This is a genomic window from Paenibacillus tyrphae, from assembly GCF_027925525.1.
Classification (GTDB): Bacteria; Bacillota; Bacilli; order Paenibacillales; family NBRC-103111; genus Paenibacillus_G; species Paenibacillus_G tyrfis_B.
The window spans coordinates 370,836-391,336 of the sequence record NZ_BSDJ01000002.1 but is presented as its reverse complement, the minus strand read 5'-3'; the positions used below and the strand labels follow the sequence as shown (position 1 = coordinate 391,336).

Sequence of the window (20,501 nt, the reverse complement as noted above, 5' to 3'; positions counted from 1 at the left end):
AAAGAGAACTTTTTTGATAAGTCTATTATGAAATATTTAATATTTCATGAGGATAGGCGGTGTTTTTTTGAGTCTAGTTGAGCACACCTACAGAGTTTTCAAATCTACATGGGGAATTTACATCAAAATAATTGCCAAGTATACTTCAATATCAAATTACAATGAACAAGATGGCATAATAGAAGTGTGTGATGGGTTAAAATTGGTTTTTGCTAATAAGCAAATAGTCGGTGAAGATACCATTTTTGACGAAGATGTTATTTATTTGATAGAAGGGCTGAAGAAAGTAAGCGGCCAAATTCTGAGTAATTCAAAGTATGAAAAAAATACAATAATTGTCATCCACTCTATAAATATAGCACCGTGTGATTTTCAAGAAGAGGGTTTAGTAGTTGCTATGATCGAATGGGCTTCCATAGCATTTGGTTTTGAGGTCCCCCCAATTGATGTTACTTTTAATAAAGAAACAAACAAGTATGAATTCTTATATTAAATTTGCAATCTCCTTGAGTGGTTTCCGTCACTCAAGGTTTTTTTCTTCAGCGAGGTTACTCGATGAGAAACCCATCATTTAAATAAAAATATACTTAAATGGCGTATGAATATTTTCCAGATTTTTTTTAAACACCTCAACAAGTTACACGTTTATTTTACTGACCTTAAATAAAATTCATCTTCCATGATTCCGGATTAATGAAACTTTAGTGAATAAGCTTTATGTTTCATACAACGAATCGGATCGACTGTCGGGCCTGACCGTACAGGATCTTATGCTGAAATGGTCGTACGGAAAGCTGCGGCTTGAAGAAATAAAAATGACGCGGTTTCCCGGAGCTCATGCCCGAATGCAGCTCGGGGGCATCATGAGCGAGGAAGAGCCAAGCTTTGGTGCGGCAAGGCAGCTACCGCGACCCTATCGGCCTGTATGCAGCTCAGGAAGGGCAACCGGAGGAACCGTTGTTCCTCGGTCAACTGCATGAAATCTATGGATTTTCCGTTTAATGTAAAAGGACGCTGTTCTTTGCCCGAGCTATATGGTTGTAAAAAAGAAGGGGGGGGTCGACAACTCTTACCTAATATAATAGTAAGTATCCAAGAACTAAGCCAAAATAATGGAGGAGTTATGAAAAATAATCCGAAATATGTTACCAAATCGGCAAGAGATTTTCTCATAGAAAAGTTAGGTTTGCCAGAACCTGATGAATTTTGTCAAGATTGGGAGTACATTGTAGCAAACGCATCTCGTATAGAAGAATTTCTTGCATTTTATGAAAATACTCTACTTAATATTGAAGGAAAATTTGCACTTATGGTGATAATTATAGCCTCATTTAATGATTATCTTAATGAAAAAAATTTCAGTCCTTTAATATGGAACAGAATAAAAAATTTTCTTGAAAAGGATGATAAAACCCATATGAATACAATTTTATATTGGTCCTTAGGGGATGAAGATTTGGAAAATTGTTTTGCAGTAACTCGCTACATGAGAGAGATAAAAGTTAGAGATTGAGAAAATGGAACAGTTTGTTAAACCAGTCGCTCCCAAAAAAATGGATTTCTAGCTCAAGAATACGGGCCGCAAAGGGTACAGCTTCCATTGGTGTCATGACGGCCCAACCCACCGGAGCGCACTGCGTTCATACGTACGGGGACGACTAAGGCACATCACATACAATTTGAAATGCCCACAGATGAATTTTTTGAATCATGTTCCAAAGAAATTAATAGAAGTTTCCGTATCCTTGGCCTATATTGATATTGATAGTGAAGTTATGTATTGATAACGGGTGAGTATATAGATATTTTTAATCGTTCCTGAGAGAGCGATCTTTATGATCGAAATATCAAGATGATCTATACCCATGCCTTTGACAATGAGCCGAATATATTTTTGATTAAAATAAGGGAGGTTGTGTAAGGCATCTCATTGACGAGATGCCTTTTTCCGTTCAAACTCACTCCATGAATTTGTAAAGAAAATAATGAGCACATTAAAGTTACCATCCTAAAAAAAGGGGCTTTGTTGTGAAAATTCTTTTCAAGCTTTTGCTTAATGGAGCGATTGCCGTTACGATCCTCCTTTGGCTGACAAAGGCAACGTTCTGGGAAGCGACCATAGCTTCCGTTGTCCTTAGCGTGATAGCTTATTTGGTGGGGGACCAGTATGTGCTGAGGATAAGCAACAATACAGTCGCAACGCTTGTTGATGCGGTACTGGCCTTTGTATATTTTTGGGTCGTCGCTTCCTTGCTGAAATGGGATTTGAGTATCGGCGGGCTCATCTTCCTCACGCTGTTTCTCGGGGTCGGTGAAGCGGTGTATCACCGATTTTTGGCAATCGACCGGGAAAGAAAAAAGGTTACCGGCTAATTGGCGAATTTATGGCTAGTCAAACGATAAAACCGAAAGACACACAATCCCATTTTGGGCGTAATGTAGGGGCAGGCTGTCTGTTCTGACTGGTCTTGGTAGCTTTTATCGATGAAGTCGTATTTCATCAATTGCTGCATTGGCACCATTTCTACGATAAATCTACAACCGGCATCGGCTTGGTCTCGGATGGTTTGTTTCACGCTTTTAGTTGGTTTGCAACGATCGGCGGGCTGTTTATGTTTGCCGATCTTCTCCGACGAAACGCCCTGCATCTCCAAAGGTTTGGGGTGGGGTCTTTCGTGGTAGCGGCGCTTTCCAGTTGTATGACGGAACGATCCAGCACAAGCTCATGCGAATCCACCAAATCCGCTATGTCGAGAATGTCATCGTCTACGACCTGATATGGAACTTTACCGCCATAACCATGATCTTGGCCGGAAGTATGTTCCTCGTTCGTTCGAAAAGGTCAAGCTTGGAAGGATGTCACCGAATGAATCATGAGTCGTTTCATTACGAGATGAGGGGTTTTGTCGAGCTTGGACTGGCGATGTTGGCCGTAGTGGTTTTCGTTCTTTATGTTTATGCAGCCATCGCAGTTGGACGTCGCTTCAAGCCATGGCCGTTTTACCGCTATGTATGCTGGTTTATTTGGTGTTGGCATGGCGGCTATGGCTGTGATCGGACCATTGGCTCAACGGGCTCTTACGGATTTTGCGGCTCATATGACCGGGCATTTGCTGCTTGGAATGCTGGCATCAAAGTTTGATTATACATCTCCTAATGCATGTCCATGTTTTTTTGGCGGGTTTATTTATTTACGGTGTCCATGATCTATGTTGACCCGGTGCCGCATCGGAAGAGCTTCTTTTACCGCGCGACTGTGCTTGTATTTGCCTTAGCGGCAAACGGCATGTTTTTTGCCTGCAATGGTTTAAAGCAGCCCGTCCCCGCATGAAAGTGGCCGCAGCGGCTTAACATCTGAATACTACAAGGAGGAAAATATTATTCCATGTCCCACCAATGCTATTATTGCGAAAAAAACACCGAAACTGCACACAGCATTACGATCTATGACGACAGCGGCATTGAAGAACGTCTCGAAGTCCTTTGCAGTCCCTGTTATGAGGATTGGCTGCTTTCGCAAAAAGGATAATTGTAAAATATGGAATCTCATCGAAGCCACAATACGGAAAAAAGCCGTACTGTGGTTATTTTTTTGTTGGAATATTTTATTGTGTGTCCAAGAACTGATAGAATGTTGGAGAGAGTATCGGTGCCAAGGAACTGTTTTACGGGAAAAGAGTTTGTTTTTATGACAATAACGAGAAGTGCAGACAGGTCCTCCGCTGGAATCGTTTCAGAGGAAAATTTTCCCGGCTTGGCATCATCTTCTCAGGAGGAATTAACATGAGCGATCCAATACCGGACCATTTGGAAAGGACTTGTAACATGTTAAGTAAAGCGTTCCCGGCAGGCATTGGAGAAGAGGAATACTATCCGCTGCTCGCCTTATTGTACGAACATCTGACGGATAGAAATTTAGCCGAGGTCATTGTTATAGTTACCGGTAAAGATAGCGCTGCAGCTCATAATGATGTCCATCGATCGGTAACGACAAATCGGCCTGGGCAGGAGAGTCTAGACTTAGTAATAGGGAAGCTAATGCCCCATGGTTACGAAGCATGGCTAAATGAAGAGTAATGAAAGTGTGGGAATGTTGGAGAGGGTACCCGTATTTGCGATATCTATATTGGACCAAGGCGCTGAACTTATTTTAAAAAATCCGGATCGTAAAACTTGAAGGTCCGATGGAGGAAGCCCGGGCGCATTTTAAATTCACACTGCTAGATGATCAAAGCGATCCGATGGAGATAGCCCACCGTATACCGTTCTTTTATCGATTTTGTATTCTGCGACGAATTAAAAAAATATATTGCATCAAGCAAAGAATCCATCCATAGACTAGTTTATATAGGTAGCTTCAACTTACCCTATGTGATGACGAGCGAAGAGCTGGACATTTGGGAGAAAGGCAGAGCATCCTATCCTGTGGCAATATGATAGGAAACCGGCCGTTATTTCAAGCGATCGTCGAAAACTTGCAAGAACAGGGCGTCACGGTTGTCTCTGCATGAATAATTTCAGTTGACATTGGCTTCCAGACTGCTATAGACTTACTGTGGACAACCGAATAGGTGGAAACAGGTGCTTCAGCGCTCGGCTGAAGCTTAAAAGGGAAGTACGGTGCAAATCCGTCGCGGTCCCGCCACTGTTATGGGAGCCGGAAAGTCCGGCTATTTTTTGGCACAACGTCACTGGAGCTTATTTCCGGGAAGACGCCGAAGGAGAACCCCTGAGTCAGGAGACCTGCCTGTTTTGACAACACTGCTATAACCTGCGGAGAATGGGGAGGTGTTAGGATGCTGGAGCTAATTCGAGACCTTGATGGGTTCATCGGGTCGTCATCTCTTATGGAGGAGCATTTCTAACCGCTGAGCGTGGTTGGAGATGCTCCTTTTTGCTTGTACATAGAAAAAGAGGGGGAGTCCGATGAGCAGCATCATACAAGAGAGGTCTGCGCCAGCGGACCGGGCCGTAGCCGAAGGACGTTTCCCCTTGGTGCTGTTGGGGTTGTTCGGAATTTTGCTCGGTTCGATTACACTTGCAGTCATGCTGGGACCGGTTCGCATCGAGCCGTCGACCGTCTGGAAGATTGCCTTCTCGCATATTCCTGGATTAGACCGGTGGCTAGAGCCCGATTGGTCCAAAGCGCAGGGCAACATCGTCTGGGATATCCGTTTCCCGCGGGTGCTGCTTGGCGCCGTCGTTGGAGGCGGACTGGCTGTGGTGGGCACCGCGATTCAGGCATTGACCCGCAATCCGCTGTCCGACCCGTATATTCTGGGCGTGTCCTCGGGGGCATCCGCTGCCGCGACGCTCGTCATTTTGTTCGGCGCTTTCCAGTTGTTCGGGCAGTATGCTTTATCCGTGTCGGCTTTTATCGGTTCGCTCATTGCCATTGTTCTGGTGTACATGCTGGCCCGTGTTGGAGGCGCGCTGTCCAATACCCGCTTGTTGCTCGCCGGTATTGCGGTATCCATGATGCTGTCGGCCTTGACCAGCTTCATCGTCACGATGGCTCCCAAGGAAGAAGGCATCCGCTCGGCGATGTTCTGGATGATGGGAAGCCTGACCGGGGCCAAATGGAGCTACTTGACGTTTCCGTCCTGTATTGTCGTTGCCGGTACGTTGTATCTGCTGCTCCAATACCGTTCGCTGAACGCGCTGCTCATGGGGGAAGAGACGGCCGTGACCTTGGGGGTGAACATGGACCGCTTCCGTAAAGTCCTGGTGATTCTGACCTCCTTGCTGACAGGGGTGATCGTTGCCGTGAGCGGAGCCATCGGGTTTATCGGCTTAATGATCCCGCACTTGGTTCGGCTGATGGTCGGTTCGGATCACCGCCGCGTTTTACCGGTTAGCGTATTGCTGGGAGCGTCGTTCATGATCTGGGCCGACGTGTTTGCGAGGCTCATCATTGCGCCGGAGGAGCTTCCGGTCGGGATCGTGACCGCGCTGTGTGGCGGACCGTTTTTCATTTGGCTGCTGCGCCGCAGCGCATACTCGTTCTAGAGGGGGACCAAGAAGATGAAGGTGGAGGTTCAAGGGCTCTCCTACGGTGTGAAGGGAGTGCCAATCATTCAAGACGTGGACCTGCGGATTCAGCCGGGCGAATTCGTCGGCATTATCGGCCCGAACGGAAGCGGCAAATCGACGCTGCTCAAAAATATCTACCGCGTGCTAAAGCCTCAAGCGGGGTGGATCTCCTTGGACGGGCAGCAGCTGTCCGAGCTGACCCATAAGGAAACGGCGCAGCGGATGGCCGTCGTCAGTCAAGAGACGTCGTCCGCGTTTGATTTTACGGTGCGGGATATCGTGCTCATGGGACGCCATCCGCACAAACGGATGTTCGCCGCAGACACACGGGAAGACGACGCCTTGGTCGGCGAAGCGCTGGAGCGCGTGGGGATGGAAACGTATGCGCGGCGGAGCTTCTCCAGCCTGTCTGGAGGGGAGAAGCAGCGCGTGCTGATCGCTCGGGCGCTGGCGCAGCAGTCGCAATTTTTGATCATGGACGAGCCGACGAACCACTTGGACATCCGGTACCAGCTGCAAATGATGGACTTGGTCAAAACGCTCCGGATGACCGCCTTATCCGCGCTGCACGATCTGAACATGGCCTGTTATTTCTGCGACCGACTCATTGTGATGAATGAGGGCAAAGTGTACGCTTCGGGCACGCCCGAAGAAGTGATGTCAGCGGAGCTGCTGCGCCAGGTGTTCGGCGTGAGCGCGCAGCTGGCCGTGCATCCGGTGACCCGGAAGCTCAGCATTACGTATTTTCCAGAATCGCTACAACTTCATTTGAAGCAAAAAGGAGCTTTAATTTCATGAAACGCATCTTAGCCAATACAATATCATCCTTACTGTTCGTCTGTTCGTTGCTTCTCTTGGCCGCTTGCGGTCAAACGACGTCGAAAAGCCCGGCGGCAAGCGGGGACACCCCGCAGAACGGTACGCCCAAGACGGCAGCCTACAGTCCCGTGACGATAGAAAATATGGGCCGCACGCTCACCTTCAAGGAAGCGCCCAAGCGGGCCGTCAGCTTAAACCAACATACGACGGAAATTATGCTGTCGCTCGGCCTAGAGAAGTCGATGGTCGGCACCGCATATATGGACGACGAGATTCTCCCGGAATTGAAGGAGAAGTACACCGCCATTCCGGTGTTGGCCGACAAATATCCTTCGCTGGAAGTGCTGCTCGGTGCGGAGCCGGATTTTGTCTACGGCCGGAAAAGCGCTTTTGCCGAAAAAGGCGTCGGCACCGTCGAAGCGTTGAAGGAAAAAGGAATCGAGGCCTATGTGTCCAAAGGGACGTACGTGCCGTTCGGCACGCTGGAGGACGTGTACGAGGATATTTCGAATATCGGGCGGATATTCAACGTGCAGGCCAAAGCCGACGCGCTCGTCGAGTCGATGAAAGCGAAAGTGAAGGAGATTCAATTGAAGGTCGGGAAGCCCGAGAAGCCGCTGCGGGTATTTGCTTTTGACAGCGGACAGGACACGGCTTATACGGCGGGCAAGTCGTTGTCGACTGAGTTGATCCAGCTTGCGGGCGGCAAAAATATATTCGACGATGTCGAAAAAGGCTGGGCGAAGGTCAGCTGGGAGGAAGTCGTCAAGCGCGATCCGGAGGTTATTCTGATTTTCGACTACGACAAGCCGTCGGCCGCGGAGAAGATTAAGTTTCTGCAAAGCCTTCCGGCCTTGGCGAACGTAACGGCCATCAAGAACAACAAGTTCGTTATTATGCCGCTTTCCGATGTGTTCGAAGGGGTAAGAAACACGACGGCTTTGGAAAAAATGGCGACGGGTTTTTATCCCGAAAAATTTAATTAAAAAACGTCAGGAGGAGCGGCGTTGACCACAACGGAATGTTCATTTTGCCATTATATTTATGACGAGTGGTTCGGCGATTGCCGCAACGGCGTGCCGGCGGGCGTGGCGATCGGGGCTTTGGCGGGAACGGTCTGCTCGCGGTGCGGCCTCCAGGGCGTGCGGCACGAGCCTCGGGCCAACGCGCCGTATGCGGGGCTGGAAGCGGAGCTGTACGACCAGTTCGCCGGGAAAGCCGGCGTCGTCTTTGCCCGCGACTGGATCATGGGCACCGCCGCCGGCTTCTCCGAGCCGCCCAGCGTGCTGGAGCTGGGCACCGGCACCGGCCGGATCGCGGTGGAGCTAGCGCAGCACGGCATCCGGGTATGCGGCGTGGACCGGAGTCCGGACATGCTGAAGCTCGCGGAAACGAAGCGCCAGCGCGTGCTTAAGGACCGCGCGGACACGCTGGAGCTGGTGGAGCAGGACATGCTGGAACTGGAGCTTGCGGGGACGTTCACGCATGTTCTGTGCCCCGAGGGAATTATCCAGCATGTGACCCGGATGAGTGAGCACCGGACCGTGCTTGGGAAGATCCGAAAGCATCTGGTTCCTCAAGGGCTGCTTGCCGTGGAGCTGCTGCTGCCGCCCGTGCAAGCGAGCTGGAAGACGGTGCAGCGCAAAGTGCTACCGAAGGACAAAATCGTCTACAAGCATGTGGAAGGGGAAACGTCGCTACGGCGTCAAATTTATCGGCTAACCGCCACCTACGAAACTTTTGTACAAGGCTTGGAGCAGCCGAGATACCGGGTGGAACGGGAGTTGGCCCTGATGACGCCGAAGGAGCTTGTGCTGCTGCTGGAGTCGGAGGGCTTCGAGGTGGTCGGTCTCGTGGAAAACGAAGGCGGCAGCAAGCCGTGGAGCACCGTGCTTCCAAGCGGGCTTGACCGGGGCGTGTCCGATCTGAAGCGGGACGATACCTTGGAGACGCTGGAAGCCGAGGGGCGTCTCGGCTCGACGACGTTGCCCTATGCCCCCGAAGTGTGGCTTGCTGGAAGCTTTCCGGTCGGAACGGACGCCGGAATGAACGCGCATGCGGCGGCTGCGTCCTTCACGATCCTGGCGAAGAAGCGCTGATCCGGCTATATCTATACCATAATCCTTGTCGAAAGGCGGCAGGGATTATTTTTTTTTGCAGACGTTTTTTGATCGAAAAGATAGCCCCGGCGAGTCATAGGCATGGGTACTTCATTTATGTTTAGATGAAGGAGCGTGGTTTTGCCGACGCCGAGTTCATACCGGGAGGATTTTTCTCATTGTATAAGCATTTGAAGAGTTTGATCTTGATCATTCCTACGCTAACGATCGGGATATGGGAATATACCCGGCATGCGTTTTTGCTTCCTTATATTTCGATGGATTTGGGCAATTGGCTGGCGCCTTTGCTCGTTTACCTCGTCACGATGACGCTGCTTCGGAAGCTGTTCGCGCTAATGGAGCAGTTGCAGGAGCAGCTGCAGCAGGAGCGGGCCGCGAAGGCGGCTTTGGAGGAGCGGGAAAGAGTGGCCTCGGAGCTTCATGACGGCATCGCCCAATCGTTATTTCTGTTATCGGTCCGCGTGGACCGAATGGAGCAAAGCCATGCGGTTCCACTGGGCGACCTGTATCAAAGCCTGCGGAAAACCGTGCACGAAGTGAACGACTATGTCCGCCAGGCCATCGACGGCCTGCGATATCCGGCCGTGCCGCAAGCACAGCCGTGGATGGAGTCCGTCCAGCATCTGATCGCGGATTTCAGGAAAGATACCGGCATTGCCGTCCACTTGGAGTGGGGACTGTCCGAGGAGCGCATGACCGTGAAAGAAAAGGTGGAGCTGTACGCTACGCTGCGCGAGGCGTTAATCAACGTCTTCAAGCATGCGGCGGCGGAAAATGTCTGGATACAAGGCAAGGACGCCAGCGGACCGGGCGGCGGCTGGAGGTGTACGGTTGCGGACGACGGCCAAGGCTTCGCATCCGATCCGCTGTCGAAGAAGAACGGCTACGGCTTGAAAATCATCCAAGACCGCGCGGCCAAGAGGGGCTGGACGTTCGCTCTCCGTAGGGAGAACGGGCACACTGTGCTGGCCGTGAGCAAGCCGGATGACGCAGCATTCGGGCATAAGGGACAAGAAAACCAAATACGTATTTGAGTAAGCCGCACAGTTTCCTTGGAAATGGAGCAAGAAACGGAGGGAGCTTATTGAAGCACAGGGATGCTTTTTTGCTTTCCTTGAAGCTACTCGAATACGAGATCCGTCAATTAACCGATTTGTCCAGACAATGCCCGGATGGCTTTGACTTGCTTCAAACCAAATTGGGCGATCTTTGCCGGTTTATGATCAGCGAAGAGAACGAACGGCAGTGGCTCTTATGGAGCGATCATGAAGAAGTAAGACAGCATGGCGAGCGGTTGCGGGAGACGTCGGCGCGGGCGCTGTGCGATATGGAGAAATATCAGTCCATCCGTACGCTGGAGCGGCGGACGGACATGGGTCGGTATTTATCCATCTTGTCGGACACGGTCCAGGACGAGCTTCGGCATTTTCGGATCGGCTGTACGTCGAAGGTGCTGTTCGTCGGTGCGGGTGCGTTCCCGCTGACGGCCCTGACCATTGCGAAGGAGACGAGGGCGGATGTGCTGTGTCTGGATATCGATGCCGAAGCCCTCGATCTGGGAAGCAGAATAGCGAAAGTCTCAGGCTTGCACGATAAGGTGCAATTTTCGGGCCATGGTCTGAAGGAGCTGTCGTTTGCTAAAGAAGCCACGCATGTCATGATTGCGTCTCTGGTCAAAAACAAGCTTGAAGTTCTGGAGGACTTGAGGCAGGCCGTACATCAGGATACGAGCGTCATTTTGCGCTACGGCAACGGGTTGAAATCGATTTTCAATTACCCGCTCGAAAGCGATTTGTCGCAAGAATGGGAGCTATCTCCGGTCGTACAGGGCAGGAGCATTTACGATACGCTCATGATCAAGCCCAAATGGACGGAAGGACGCTGAAGCCGGTCATCCACCGTTTGTTCATAAAAAAGGCGGAAATTTGACTCAAAGGGGTCATTTTTCGCCTTTTATCGTTCGTTATAATAAGGACAAGGTCACGCGAAAAGAACAGAATGCAGGGAGGCAGCCTTATGCAGCGTAGAAATGTCGAAGGGATTAAAAAATTCAGCGAGCAAAAGACGGTAGAGGCGTACCGCAAGGCCGTATCGGCCATTGAACGGTTGAGGAAGGAAAAGCTGAAGATTAATTTCAATACCGTATCGATCGAGGCCGGCGTGTCCAAGCCGTTTCTGTATACTCATCCTGAGCTGCGCGACAAGATCGAGCGGCTGCGCAGGCAAGAGCAGACGGAGACGAGCGAGAAATGCAGGTTAACGCAGCGGCTGGAGGAAGAGAACGAGAGATTGCGAAAAGAAGTACGGAAATTGCAAGAAATTCTAAGAAAATCGAAGATACCCGTTATTATTTAAAGTAAATGACGTGTTTGTTCATTTTTTTATCAATATATTAGCCCTGAGGAGTCATTTTGAACGAAAACGACTTCTATACAATAATTCTTGTCGCTTGCGGCAAGGATTATTTTTTTTACGGAAAGGGAGTGCGGGAAGGTGGAATTTCCGACAATCGATTTCGGTTGGGTCGGCAACGGCAACCTGATCGGCATGATGGCGGTGCTGCACGTCATGATCAATCATGCCGTCGCTATTGGCGGGTCTGTTCTTATGGTCTCTATTGAGTATGCCGCTTTCAAAAGAGGTAGCGAAAGGCTGGAGGCGTACGCCCGATGGCTGAGCAAGTGGATTCTGATCATCACGACGACGGCGGGAGCGATGACGGGAGTAGGCATTTGGTTCACAACGACCGTTATACTGCCCAATGCGATCGGCTCGCTGCTGCGTATTTTTCATTGGGCTTGGTTTACGGAATGGCTGGTGTTCGTATCGGAAGTCGTCTTGCTGCTGACGTATTTTTACACATGGGACCGCTGGAAGGGAGAAAAGAAAAAGCTGCATTTGCGGACCGGCCTTGCCTTGTGCATCATGTCCTGGTTTACGATGGTGATCATTACCGGCATTTTGGCCGCCCAGATCAATCCGGGTGATTGGGTCGAGACGCTGTCGTTCTGGAGCGCGTTCCTGAATACGACTTGGGTGCCTTCGACGCTGTTCCGCACCTTCGCCGCCATCACGCTGGGGGTTGCGGTACTGACGCCGCTGAACCGATGGTTTGTGAAAGACCCGCTTGACCGCCACATCGTCTTGAAGCTGTACGGCAAATGGCTCGTCGTTTCCGTGCCGCTGATGCTCGCATCCGGGTGGTGGTATTTAAAGACGCTGCCCGATCAAGCGCAAACGCTGGTCGTCTGGGCGTCGGGTATGAGCGACTTCACGTTCGCCTTTATCAACGTGCTCGGCCTGCTGCTCATGTTCGTGCTCGGCGTCATGCTGATGGATGGCCGAACGAAGTATCCGGTGGTGCTCACTGTATTCACGGCGGCCTTCTCGCTGCTGCTGATTACCGAATTCGAGATCGTCCGGGAAAATATTCGAAAGCCGTATGTCATTTACAATTACATGTACGCGAACGGCGTGCTGAAAACGGATGTCGAGCGGTTCCGCAAGGACGGCGCGCTGGCGCAAGCGACGCTTTCACCGGTCCGGGAGGTGACGGAGGCGAACAAGCTCCAGGCCGGGGAAGAGCTGTTCCGGATGCAGTGCATCGCCTGTCACAGCATCGACGGTCCGCGGCGCAGCCGGGTCATGACGGAGAGGGCGAAGGGCTGGAGCGAGGAAGCGCTGGCGTCTTTCATCCCACAGATGCACAATATTCGTCCGGTCATGCCGCCGTTTGCGGGAACGGACGAGGAGGTTAAGGCGCTGGCCGCCTATATTCACAAGATGGTTTCGGAGAGGAACGGTGCAGAGTGAACGCCTATTTGACCGCCAAATCGCCGGTGCCCAACGATCTGGGACTGGCCATTCCGGGCGACCTGCCTTTTTTCGAAGTGCTGATGGTCGTCGGATTTATTCTTCATATCATTTTCGTTAACATTCTGGTAGCCGGCTCCGTGTCCGCGGTGTACAACGAGCTGAAAGGAATCGTTCGCAAGGATGCGGTTCCGGACCGTCTGGCGCAGCATATGGCGACGCACGTATCGATTGTCAAAAGCATCGCCGTCGTGCTCGGCATTGCACCGCTGCTGATCATCAGCACCATTTACACCCAGTTTTTTTATCCGTCGACGATCCTGATCGGCAAAATGTGGCTGCTGCTCATTCCGCTGCTGACCGTCGCATTTCTGGCGCTGTACGTCTATAAATTCACATGGGAGCGCTGGCAGAAGCGCAAGGCGCTGCACCTTAGCTTCGGCTTATTCGGCACGCTGATCTTGCTGTTCGTTCCGCTGCTGTTCATCACGAATGTGACCTCGATGCTCCATCCCGAGCTGTGGGACCCGGAGCGCGGCTTCTGGCGCTCGCTGTTCGCGTATCCGACCATCTGGCAGCGCTACCTTCACTTTATGGCGGCGAGCTTTACGATGCTCGGCCTGTTCCTGTACGGATGGGGGAGACGACGCGAGCGGAACGGGGCCGGACCGGTCACGGAGGCGGCCAAGCGCTACGGCAAAACGATGGCGGCGGGCTTCACGCTGCTCCAACTGCTTGCAGGACCGCTGCTCCTGCTTAGTATGGACGGACGCGTCCGCCATGCGTTTATGGGCGGGTCCGCGTTCCATACCGCGCTGCTCGCGACCGCGGTGCTGCTGGCTATCGGCTTATGCTGGCTGCTGGTCCGCCTGGTCAGGCAGGACGGGCGCAGGTTGTTCGCTGCCGCCGTTAGCGTGCTGCTGATCGTGCTGACACTAATGAGCTGGGTCCGGCACGAGGTGAGGGAGATTTACTTGCAGCCGTATATGGAGGAATCGCCGCGCACCGTGCAAAAATAAGTCGGGAAAGGCTGCTGAGGAGGCGGCGTTAAGTTATAAGTAATAAGTAATAAGTAATAAGTAATAAGTAATCGGAAAAGGGCCGATAGGGCCCTTTTTCATTACAACCTCCGAATTCCTGTAAAAACAAAGTGCAGCGGGGTTGTATAAAATTGCCAAACTGCTATAATGATATTGTTTCTCGCAAAACAAAATACCCATATTGTTTTGTGTGAAACAAAAAACGTAACGGTAATTGGAGAAAAGGAGAGGATACGAATGGATTATGAAGTGATCGTTGTCGGCGGAGGTCCGGTCGGCATGATGCTAGCCGGGGAGCTGGCTTTGGCCGGAGTAAAGGTATGCTTGCTTGAGCGCTTGAAGGAAACGATGCCGTATTCCCGGGCGCTGAATCTCCATCCCCGCTCGCTTGAGCTGTTCGATTTGCGCGGCTTGAAAACGAAGCTGGTGAGTATCGGAAAGCTGCTTCCGATAGGGCATTATGCGGCGCTGGATACCAAATTGGATTTTTCGTTATTTCATTCTGCCTCCAACTACACGCTGTATATTCCGCAGCACGATACCGAGAAAGTGCTGGAAGCGTGGGCGCAAAGTCTCGGCGTGGAAATTCGGCGGGAGACGGAGGTGGTGTCGGTGCGCCAGGATGCGCAAGGCGTGGAGATTACTGCCGTTGGTCCGAAAGGGGAAGCCGTACTGACCGCAGCGTATGTTGTCGGCGCAGACGGGGCAGGCAGCCTTGTCCGCAAGCAGGCTGGCATCCCGTTCGAAGGTACGGACGCGACCTTCACCGCGATGCTCGGAGACGTCGTTCTGGCGTATCCTCCGGAAACGAAAGTGCTTACCCGCTTCACCGAGCACGGGCTGGTCATGATTCTCCCCGTGACGGACCGGCTCCATCGGATTGTGATGATCGATCCCACGAGGATGAAGGTGCCGAAGGAAGAGCCGGTAACGCTGGAGGAGCTGCGTTCGGGGCTGGTGCGTATTCTCGGAAGCGATCTGGGCATTTCCGAGCCGTACTGGTTGTCCCGCTTCGGCAATGCGACTCGTCAAGCGAAGCGTTACCGGAAGGGACGGATTTTTCTTGCGGGGGATGCGGCGCATATTCATTTCCCGGCCGGCGGTCAGGGGTTGAACGTAGGGCTGCAGGAAGCGGTGAACCTTGGCTGGAAGCTGGCGGCAGAACTGAAGGGGCGGGCTCCCGCGTGGCTTCTGGACAGCTACCATGCGGAACGATTCCCCGTGAATACGGCGCTGCTTCGCAATACTCAGGCGCAAACACTGTTGATGGGACTTGAATTTTCGCCGAGAATGATTGAACTGCGCAGCCTGCTGTCCGACTTGCTTCGCATTCCCGAGGCGAATAAGGAGGTAGCTGCCCGGATCGGGGCGTTCGCTGTCCGGTATGCGCCGGATGAGGATGCGTTGCCGCACGCGTTGAACGGACGCCGCTTTACGGAATTGAAGCTGCGGCTGGACAGCGGTGCCGTTCTGAATGCTTATGAACTGTTTCACTCCGGCTGCTTCGTCCTGCTCCATCTCGCTTCCGATGACCAGTTGAACGACGTTGTCCCTCGGGAGGAGTACGGGCATGTCCGGGTCGTTCACGCCTCGACCGCCGGGAAGGAGGCCGAATGGGAAGACGTGCATACGGCGCTGATTCGCCCGGACGGATATATGGCGTGGGCGGTTCCCCGATCGGAGCCGCAGCCGTTGGAAGCCGTCAAGCGGGGAATTGCCCGCTGGTGCGGAAGCCGTCCTATGTAAAACACGATTGTTTTGTGAGAAACAATCGGTGTATAATAAGAAGGAGATGATGCGCGAAGAGGAGACCCTAAACCGATGTCCAAAGCCGAGCTTAACAAGCAGTGGATTTTCAAGCTTTTCCTAGAACTTATCACGCAGCAGGAGACGAGAGACAGCAAATTTGCCGTCCGATTCGGAGAAGAGAAGCGGAAGGTGGAATTCGAGCTGGACCAGAAGTTGGATCTCAATCTGTCCGAGGTTCACCTGATCGCCTGTATTGGGGATCATGGGCCCATCAACGTGACGACGATTTCGGAGAAAACCGATTTGACGAAAGGTTCCGTCACGCGGATTACCCAAAAGCTGCTAGCCATGGATTTGATCAAAAAACAGCAGCTTCATGACAATAAGAAAGAAGTTTATTTCCGCTTAACGGCCAAAGGCCAGAAGCTGTACAAAATTCATGACCGGGTACATCGCGAGATCGAACAGCGGTTTATGCACTTATTGGATAAATATACGCCGGAGCAATTGACCTTTGCCCGGGAGCTGTTGCAGGATTTGCTGGAATGGGATTTCTGAGCGGTTAACCATAACATCTGACATGCCGATTGTCTCATCGGCACAGTAAAGGAGACAGGCGCCATGAGCATCGCCCAAACGATCAGGGAGAGAAGAAGTATCCGGACGTTCAACCAAACCCCTGTTCCCCAGGATCTGGTTCTGCAGTTGCTGAATGATGCGGTATGGGCGCCCAATCACGGCCTCCGGGAGCCTTGGCGGTTTATTTATGTGGGAAGCGCCGAGGGAAGGGAAAAGCTGGCCGCCCTTACGCTTGAAGCCTCCGCCCACTTGAAACGGGTTAAGCTGCTGCCGTCCAAATTAAAAGAAGTGATGCGAAAAAAGCTGGCCGAAATTCCGGCCAATCTGATTGTCGTCATGACGGAAGATAAAAACGAGCATAAAAGAGATGAAGATTTCGCCGCCGTCTGCTGCCTGATGCAAAATATGCAGCTGCTCGGGTGGGAGCAAAAGCTCGGGATGATCTGGTCGACGGTTGACTTTATTCATTCTCCTGTGTTTCGCAGCGGACTGGGCGTCCGCGAAGGCGAACGGATCGTCGGCATCCTGCACATGGGGTATTTCGATAAAGTCCCCAAGCCGAAAACCCGCACGCCGGCGGAAGCTAAGCTTGTTGTATGGTAGGATCGTTCAAGAGGGGGAGAGCCCCCTCTTTTCTGCTTGCGGCTTCACTCGCGATGAGACCAGAATCGAGACCGCCAGCAAGGTGCAGGTATAATAAACCAGACCGTCCCAGCCGAACCGGTTCAGAAAGAAGCCGCCCGACCAGCCGACCAAGCTCGATCCCGCATAATAAAACAGCAGGTAAAAGGAAGAGGCCTGCGCTTTGAAATCTTTTACCGCCAATATGCCTACCCAGCCGCTCGCCACCGAATGACCGGCAAAAAAGCCGAACGCGACGACCGCAACCCCCAATACCTTGACGGCAAGAAGGCTGCTTAACGTCATCAGCGCGCCCAGAATAAAAATGGCGATCGCAAGGCCGATAACCCGTCTTCGGGAATAGCGGTCCGCCAGCTTCCCGAACCAGATCGAACTCCAGGTCCCTACCAGATTGACTACGAACAAAAAGCCGAAAATCGTTTGGCTGACATGATACGGTGCTTGCGTAAGCGGGTAACCGATATAGTTCAATACCGAGATATAACCGCCCATCAGCAGAAAGCCCGTAATAAACATGGATAGCAGATTTTTATCTGCCAGACTGGCCCGCATCCCGGCAAGCCATTGCCGCACGGACGTTTTGCTCGGGGTAAAGTTGCCGGAGGCCGGGAGATAGAACCAGAACCACAAACTGAGCAGCAAGCTGACGATTCCCATCATGAGCATGGCGAACTGCCAATTGAAGAGATCGGTCAATCCTCCGATGATAATCCGGCCTATGAAACCGCCTATGGCCGTTCCCGCCACATAGACCCCGATTACTCTCCCGATAGCCCGGGGAGAAAATTCCTCATTCAAATAAGTCATGGCGATCGACGGAAAGCCTGCGATGCTGATGCCCTCCAGAAACCGGAACACGAGGAAAGCCTGAAAATCATGAATAAAGGCCGAAGCGATGGCGAATATCGAAGTGAGCAGCAGCGAGAGGCTCATGATTCCTTTTCGACCCCAGATATTGGAGACGACCGTGAAAAACAGCAAGCTCATCCCCAAGGCGATGGTCGTTAACGAGATCGAAGCGCTGGCGGTGGCCGGCGAAACTTGATACTGCTGCGAAAATAAACGGATGAGCGGCTGCGGACTGTATAATATGGCAAACGTGACGATGCTCCCCAGCAGCATGCTGACCGAAGCCTTCCGATGCGCCGGGCTTCCGAGTTCGAGATAGTTCATCTTATGGCGCCTCCATCCGTTGAATTGACAATTCAAGTATAGGATTGACAAGAAGCGCTGTCTAATGCATTGTTTTTATTATAATGATGTTGTATGTGTAATAAGAGACGGAGGGATCGGAATGGAATGGCAGCAGCTTGAGTATTTTCATACGGTTGCCCGATTGCAGCATATGACCTTGGCGGCGCAGACGTTATGTATTACCCAACCGGCTTTAAGTCGCTCGATTGCCCGGCTGGAGAAAGAACTCGGCGTCCCGCTCTTTGAGCGCAACGGCCGCGCAATCGTGCTCAACCGGTATGGACGCCTGTTTTTGAACCGCGTCAACCGGATCATGAACGAATATCAAGAGGGCAAGCGGGAGCTGGAGGATTTGATTCATCCGGAGCATGGGGAGGTATCCTTGGGATTTCTTCATACCCTCGGCGTCCACTCGATTCCGGATGTCATCCGGTCCTTTCGCTCGGCTTACCCGCAGATTCATTTTCAGCTGCATCAAAACAGCACCCAGTTCCTTCTGGATCAGCTATCGGCAGGGGCGATCGACCTTTGTATGGCTGCCCCGCAAGAAACGAAGCACATGCAATGGGTCTCGTTATGGAATGAAGAGTTGTTTGTTATCGTTCCGAAAAATCACCCGCTCGCCGCTTCCGAATCCGTTCTGTTGGAGGACATACGCAGCGAGCCGTTGATTTCGTTCAAGAAAGGCTACGGACTGCGAAAAATTACCGACAAGCTGTTCGAAGAGGCTGGAATCGCTCCCGATATCCGGTTCGAAGGGGACGAGGTCCATACGATCGCCGGGCTCGTCGCGGCCGGGCTTGGCGTTGCCGTCATCCCCGACACGAAAGGAATCGAACGCGCCAACATTTCATTCCTGCGCGTACGTTGGCCCGAGTGCCGCCGGGTGATCGGCATCGGCTGGATCGAAGGACGCTACCTGTCGCCTGCGGCGGAGCGGTTCCGCGATTTTGTCATCGATTATTTCAGAAGCTGACGTAACTGTCCTTCCGGCGGTTACGTTGCCTAAATTATTTATGAATTAATTCTTAATATGTAATTAATTGGGTTGACATCTTTGTGCTCTATCTTATAATCTATCATAAAATATGTAATATATTTAATAATTACATGAATCAAGATTTAATGGCAATTAATGGTTTTGAATTGAAAACATGCATCCTCCAAAATTCACTCCTCAGCTTCGCGACTTCTACGTACTGCATTTCCTATTTCGTTTCCATTTGCAAATCACTCATCTTACGATTCGGTTAACAGCTTCATATGGAAACATTCCATGGTTCATATGTCGGTGCTCGGAAAGGGGTTAGACATGAAGCGTGTCGCCTTATTATTTCCAGGTCAAGGGTCCCAATACGAAGGGATGGGCAAGGTTTGGTCCCAAAAATTTCAAGGTGCCGACCGATGGTTCGAGGAAGCGAACGACATCCTCGGGTATGACTTGAAGTCGATCTGTACCGAAGGCAGCGACGCCAACCTGTCGAGAACAGAGCATACGCAGCCGGCTCTGCTGACGGTAAGCGTCATGGCCTTGGAACAGTACAGGCAAGAGATTGGCATCGTCCCCGCGTTTTCCGCCGGACACAGTCTCGGGGAATATTCCGCGCTGGTGAGCAGCGGCGTTCTTTCGTTTGCGGACGCCTTGCGTCTGGTGCGGCAGCGGGGAATTGCTATGCAGGAGGCCGCCGATGCCGGTATAGGCGAAATGGCCGCCGTGCGGGGCGTGGAGCTTGAGACGCTGGAAGCTTTGTGCGAAAAGCATTCGTCGCCGGATCAGCCCGTTGCCATCGGTTGCTACAATTCCCCACGGCAGTATGTGCTGACAGGCCATCAAGCGGCCGTTGCACGGGTAACGATCGCAGCGGAGCTGAGAGGCGCTCAAGTTACCCGTTTGCAGGTCAGCGGTCCGTTTCACAGTTCGCTGATGTTGCAAGCTGCGGAGCGTTTGTCGGGCGTTATGCGAAAGTTTACGTTTTGGGAAAGTCGATGGCCGGTCATATCCAACGTGACGGCGCTGCCGTACGCCCATGCGGAGCAAATCCGGGACGGCTTGATTTTACAGATGACGCATCCTGTCAAATGGCTGCAAACGATGCGGTATTTGGAGGAGCAGAAGGTGGAGCTTGCCGTCGAATTAGGTCCGCGGTCCGTCTTGAAAAATTTGGCGAAGGATATGACCGATAAGATCCGGACGTTCGCTTTCGAGCGGGAAGAGGACGCTGTCCAACTGGCCCAGCAGTTTCCGCTTCACGTTTTTATAGCCGACTGTCTGTCGGAAGCGGTAACCGCACCCAATGCCAATTGGAACGAGGAGGAATACCGCAGCGGCGTGATTCAGCCTGTGCGCATACTGAAAGAAATGCTGCAAAGCGCAAAAGAAAGCGGTATCACAGGAGCTCAGGGCCGTGCGCACAAAAAGGAAGCATTGGATTGCATGAATCTTGTACTGCAGACCAAGCGGGGGCCAGGAGGAAAAGGGGATTCTCATTAACTTCATATCGTTGCGGAGGGA

20 protein-coding genes, 1 pseudogene and 1 riboswitch are annotated in these 20,501 nt (G+C 52.0%); of the genes and pseudogenes, 20 read left to right on the top strand and 1 reads right to left on the bottom strand.

Features of this window, described 5'->3' with window-relative positions:
• Positions 1-67: 67 nt before the first annotated feature.
• The 18 genes and pseudogenes from QMG93_RS03570 to QMG93_RS03485 all read left to right on the top strand — a co-directional run bounded on the left by QMG93_RS03570 (position 68) and on the right by QMG93_RS03485 (position 16,756).
• Positions 68-493: a hypothetical protein gene (locus QMG93_RS03570; RefSeq protein ID WP_281933567.1), complete on the top strand. Its 426-nt coding sequence runs from the start codon at positions 68-70 to the stop codon at positions 491-493.
• A 483-nt stretch (positions 494-976) separates the two neighbouring features.
• Positions 977-1,513 carry a hypothetical protein gene (locus tag QMG93_RS03565; protein ID WP_281933565.1) on the top strand — a complete coding sequence of 179 codons (537 nt, stop codon included), beginning with the start codon at positions 977-979 and terminating at the stop codon, positions 1,511-1,513.
• A 515-nt stretch (positions 1,514-2,028) separates the two neighbouring features.
• Complete coding sequence (locus QMG93_RS03560) at positions 2,029-2,373, top strand: DUF2512 family protein (protein WP_281933562.1); 345 nt, start codon at positions 2,029-2,031, stop codon at positions 2,371-2,373.
• Between the two features lie 89 nt (positions 2,374-2,462).
• A pseudogene (locus QMG93_RS03555) lies at positions 2,463-2,839 on the top strand (DUF2243 domain-containing protein); the annotation flags it as partial.
• A 27-nt stretch (positions 2,840-2,866) separates the two neighbouring features.
• A complete protein-coding gene (locus QMG93_RS03550) occupies positions 2,867-3,142 on the top strand; it encodes a hypothetical protein (RefSeq protein WP_281933588.1) in 276 nt (91 codons plus the stop codon).
• A 641-nt stretch (positions 3,143-3,783) separates the two neighbouring features.
• Positions 3,784-4,077 (top strand): DUF3349 domain-containing protein, encoded by a 294-nt coding sequence (locus QMG93_RS03545; RefSeq protein ID WP_281933560.1) that lies wholly within the window; start codon positions 3,784-3,786, stop codon positions 4,075-4,077.
• 485 nt (positions 4,078-4,562) lie between these two features.
• Positions 4,563-4,766, top strand: a riboswitch (cobalamin riboswitch).
• Positions 4,767-4,926: 160 nt separating this feature from the next.
• Complete coding sequence (locus tag QMG93_RS03540) at positions 4,927-6,009, top strand: FecCD family ABC transporter permease (protein ID WP_281933559.1); 1,083 nt, start codon at positions 4,927-4,929, stop codon at positions 6,007-6,009.
• A gap of 15 nt (positions 6,010-6,024) precedes the next feature.
• Positions 6,025-6,831 carry an ABC transporter ATP-binding protein gene (locus QMG93_RS03535; protein WP_281933557.1) on the top strand — a complete coding sequence of 269 codons (807 nt, stop codon included), beginning with the start codon at positions 6,025-6,027 and terminating at the stop codon, positions 6,829-6,831.
• Complete coding sequence (locus tag QMG93_RS03530) at positions 6,828-7,838, top strand: ABC transporter substrate-binding protein (protein ID WP_281933555.1); 1,011 nt, start codon at positions 6,828-6,830, stop codon at positions 7,836-7,838. Before QMG93_RS03535 ends, QMG93_RS03530 begins: the two co-directional genes overlap by 4 nt.
• A gap of 21 nt (positions 7,839-7,859) precedes the next feature.
• Positions 7,860-8,951, top strand: a complete 1,092-nt coding sequence (locus QMG93_RS03525) for a class I SAM-dependent methyltransferase (RefSeq protein WP_281933553.1) — start codon at positions 7,860-7,862, stop codon at positions 8,949-8,951.
• A gap of 179 nt (positions 8,952-9,130) precedes the next feature.
• Entirely contained in the window at positions 9,131-10,006 is an 876-nt protein-coding gene (locus QMG93_RS03520; RefSeq protein WP_281933551.1) for a sensor histidine kinase, read from the top strand.
• A 50-nt stretch (positions 10,007-10,056) separates the two neighbouring features.
• Entirely contained in the window at positions 10,057-10,857 is an 801-nt protein-coding gene (locus tag QMG93_RS03515; protein ID WP_281933549.1) for a nicotianamine synthase family protein, read from the top strand.
• A 131-nt stretch (positions 10,858-10,988) separates the two neighbouring features.
• Positions 10,989-11,327 (top strand): DUF6262 family protein, encoded by a 339-nt coding sequence (locus QMG93_RS03510; protein WP_281933547.1) that lies wholly within the window; start codon positions 10,989-10,991, stop codon positions 11,325-11,327.
• 138 nt (positions 11,328-11,465) lie between these two features.
• Entirely contained in the window at positions 11,466-12,785 is a 1,320-nt protein-coding gene (locus QMG93_RS03505; RefSeq protein WP_281933545.1) for a c-type cytochrome, read from the top strand.
• Positions 12,782-13,804, top strand: coding sequence for a cytochrome c class I (locus QMG93_RS03500; protein WP_281933543.1), 1,023 nt, complete (start codon positions 12,782-12,784; stop codon positions 13,802-13,804). Before QMG93_RS03505 ends, QMG93_RS03500 begins: the two co-directional genes overlap by 4 nt.
• Positions 13,805-14,062: 258 nt before the next feature.
• A complete protein-coding gene (locus QMG93_RS03495; protein ID WP_281933541.1) occupies positions 14,063-15,571 on the top strand; it encodes a monooxygenase in 1,509 nt (502 codons plus the stop codon).
• Positions 15,572-15,646: 75 nt separating this feature from the next.
• Positions 15,647-16,132, top strand: a complete 486-nt coding sequence (locus tag QMG93_RS03490; protein WP_281933539.1) for a MarR family transcriptional regulator — start codon at positions 15,647-15,649, stop codon at positions 16,130-16,132.
• A 63-nt stretch (positions 16,133-16,195) separates the two neighbouring features.
• Positions 16,196-16,756: a nitroreductase gene (locus QMG93_RS03485; protein ID WP_281933537.1), complete on the top strand. Its 561-nt coding sequence runs from the start codon at positions 16,196-16,198 to the stop codon at positions 16,754-16,756.
• A 6-nt stretch (positions 16,757-16,762) separates the two neighbouring features.
• On the opposite strand, the gene QMG93_RS03480 is transcribed toward QMG93_RS03485, so the two are convergent.
• Positions 16,763-17,968 (bottom strand): MFS transporter, encoded by a 1,206-nt coding sequence (locus QMG93_RS03480; RefSeq protein WP_281933535.1) that lies wholly within the window; start codon positions 17,966-17,968, stop codon positions 16,763-16,765.
• 121 nt (positions 17,969-18,089) lie between these two features.
• Between QMG93_RS03480 and QMG93_RS03475 the strand changes: the two genes are divergently transcribed.
• A complete protein-coding gene (locus tag QMG93_RS03475) occupies positions 18,090-18,965 on the top strand; it encodes a LysR family transcriptional regulator (protein WP_281933533.1) in 876 nt (291 codons plus the stop codon).
• A gap of 336 nt (positions 18,966-19,301) precedes the next feature.
• Positions 19,302-20,480, top strand: coding sequence for an ACP S-malonyltransferase (fabD, locus tag QMG93_RS03470; protein WP_281933531.1), 1,179 nt, complete (start codon positions 19,302-19,304; stop codon positions 20,478-20,480).
• Positions 20,481-20,501: the final 21 nt, after the last annotated feature.

What these genes read in the sequence shown, in the direction of transcription:
- QMG93_RS03475 (WP_281933533.1), top strand. Translation starts at nt 18,090, where the DNA reads ATGGAATGGCAGCAGCTTGAGTATTTTCATACGGTTGCCCGATTGCAG.
- QMG93_RS03495 (WP_281933541.1), top strand. Translation starts at nt 14,063, where the DNA reads ATGGATTATGAAGTGATCGTTGTCGGCGGAGGTCCGGTCGGCATGATG.
- QMG93_RS03480 (WP_281933535.1), bottom strand. Translation starts at nt 17,968, where the DNA reads ATGAACTATCTCGAACTCGGAAGCCCGGCGCATCGGAAGGCTTCGGTC.
- fabD (WP_281933531.1), top strand. Translation starts at nt 19,302, where the DNA reads ATGAAGCGTGTCGCCTTATTATTTCCAGGTCAAGGGTCCCAATACGAA.
- QMG93_RS03545 (WP_281933560.1), top strand. Translation starts at nt 3,784, where the DNA reads ATGAGCGATCCAATACCGGACCATTTGGAAAGGACTTGTAACATGTTA.
- QMG93_RS03485 (WP_281933537.1), top strand. Translation starts at nt 16,196, where the DNA reads ATGAGCATCGCCCAAACGATCAGGGAGAGAAGAAGTATCCGGACGTTC.
- QMG93_RS03565 (WP_281933565.1), top strand. Translation starts at nt 977, where the DNA reads ATGAAATCTATGGATTTTCCGTTTAATGTAAAAGGACGCTGTTCTTTG.
- QMG93_RS03510 (WP_281933547.1), top strand. Translation starts at nt 10,989, where the DNA reads ATGCAGCGTAGAAATGTCGAAGGGATTAAAAAATTCAGCGAGCAAAAG.
- QMG93_RS03530 (WP_281933555.1), top strand. Translation starts at nt 6,828, where the DNA reads ATGAAACGCATCTTAGCCAATACAATATCATCCTTACTGTTCGTCTGT.
- QMG93_RS03540 (WP_281933559.1), top strand. Translation starts at nt 4,927, where the DNA reads ATGAGCAGCATCATACAAGAGAGGTCTGCGCCAGCGGACCGGGCCGTA.
- QMG93_RS03550 (WP_281933588.1), top strand. Translation starts at nt 2,867, where the DNA reads ATGAATCATGAGTCGTTTCATTACGAGATGAGGGGTTTTGTCGAGCTT.
- QMG93_RS03535 (WP_281933557.1), top strand. Translation starts at nt 6,025, where the DNA reads ATGAAGGTGGAGGTTCAAGGGCTCTCCTACGGTGTGAAGGGAGTGCCA.
- QMG93_RS03490 (WP_281933539.1), top strand. Translation starts at nt 15,647, where the DNA reads ATGTCCAAAGCCGAGCTTAACAAGCAGTGGATTTTCAAGCTTTTCCTA.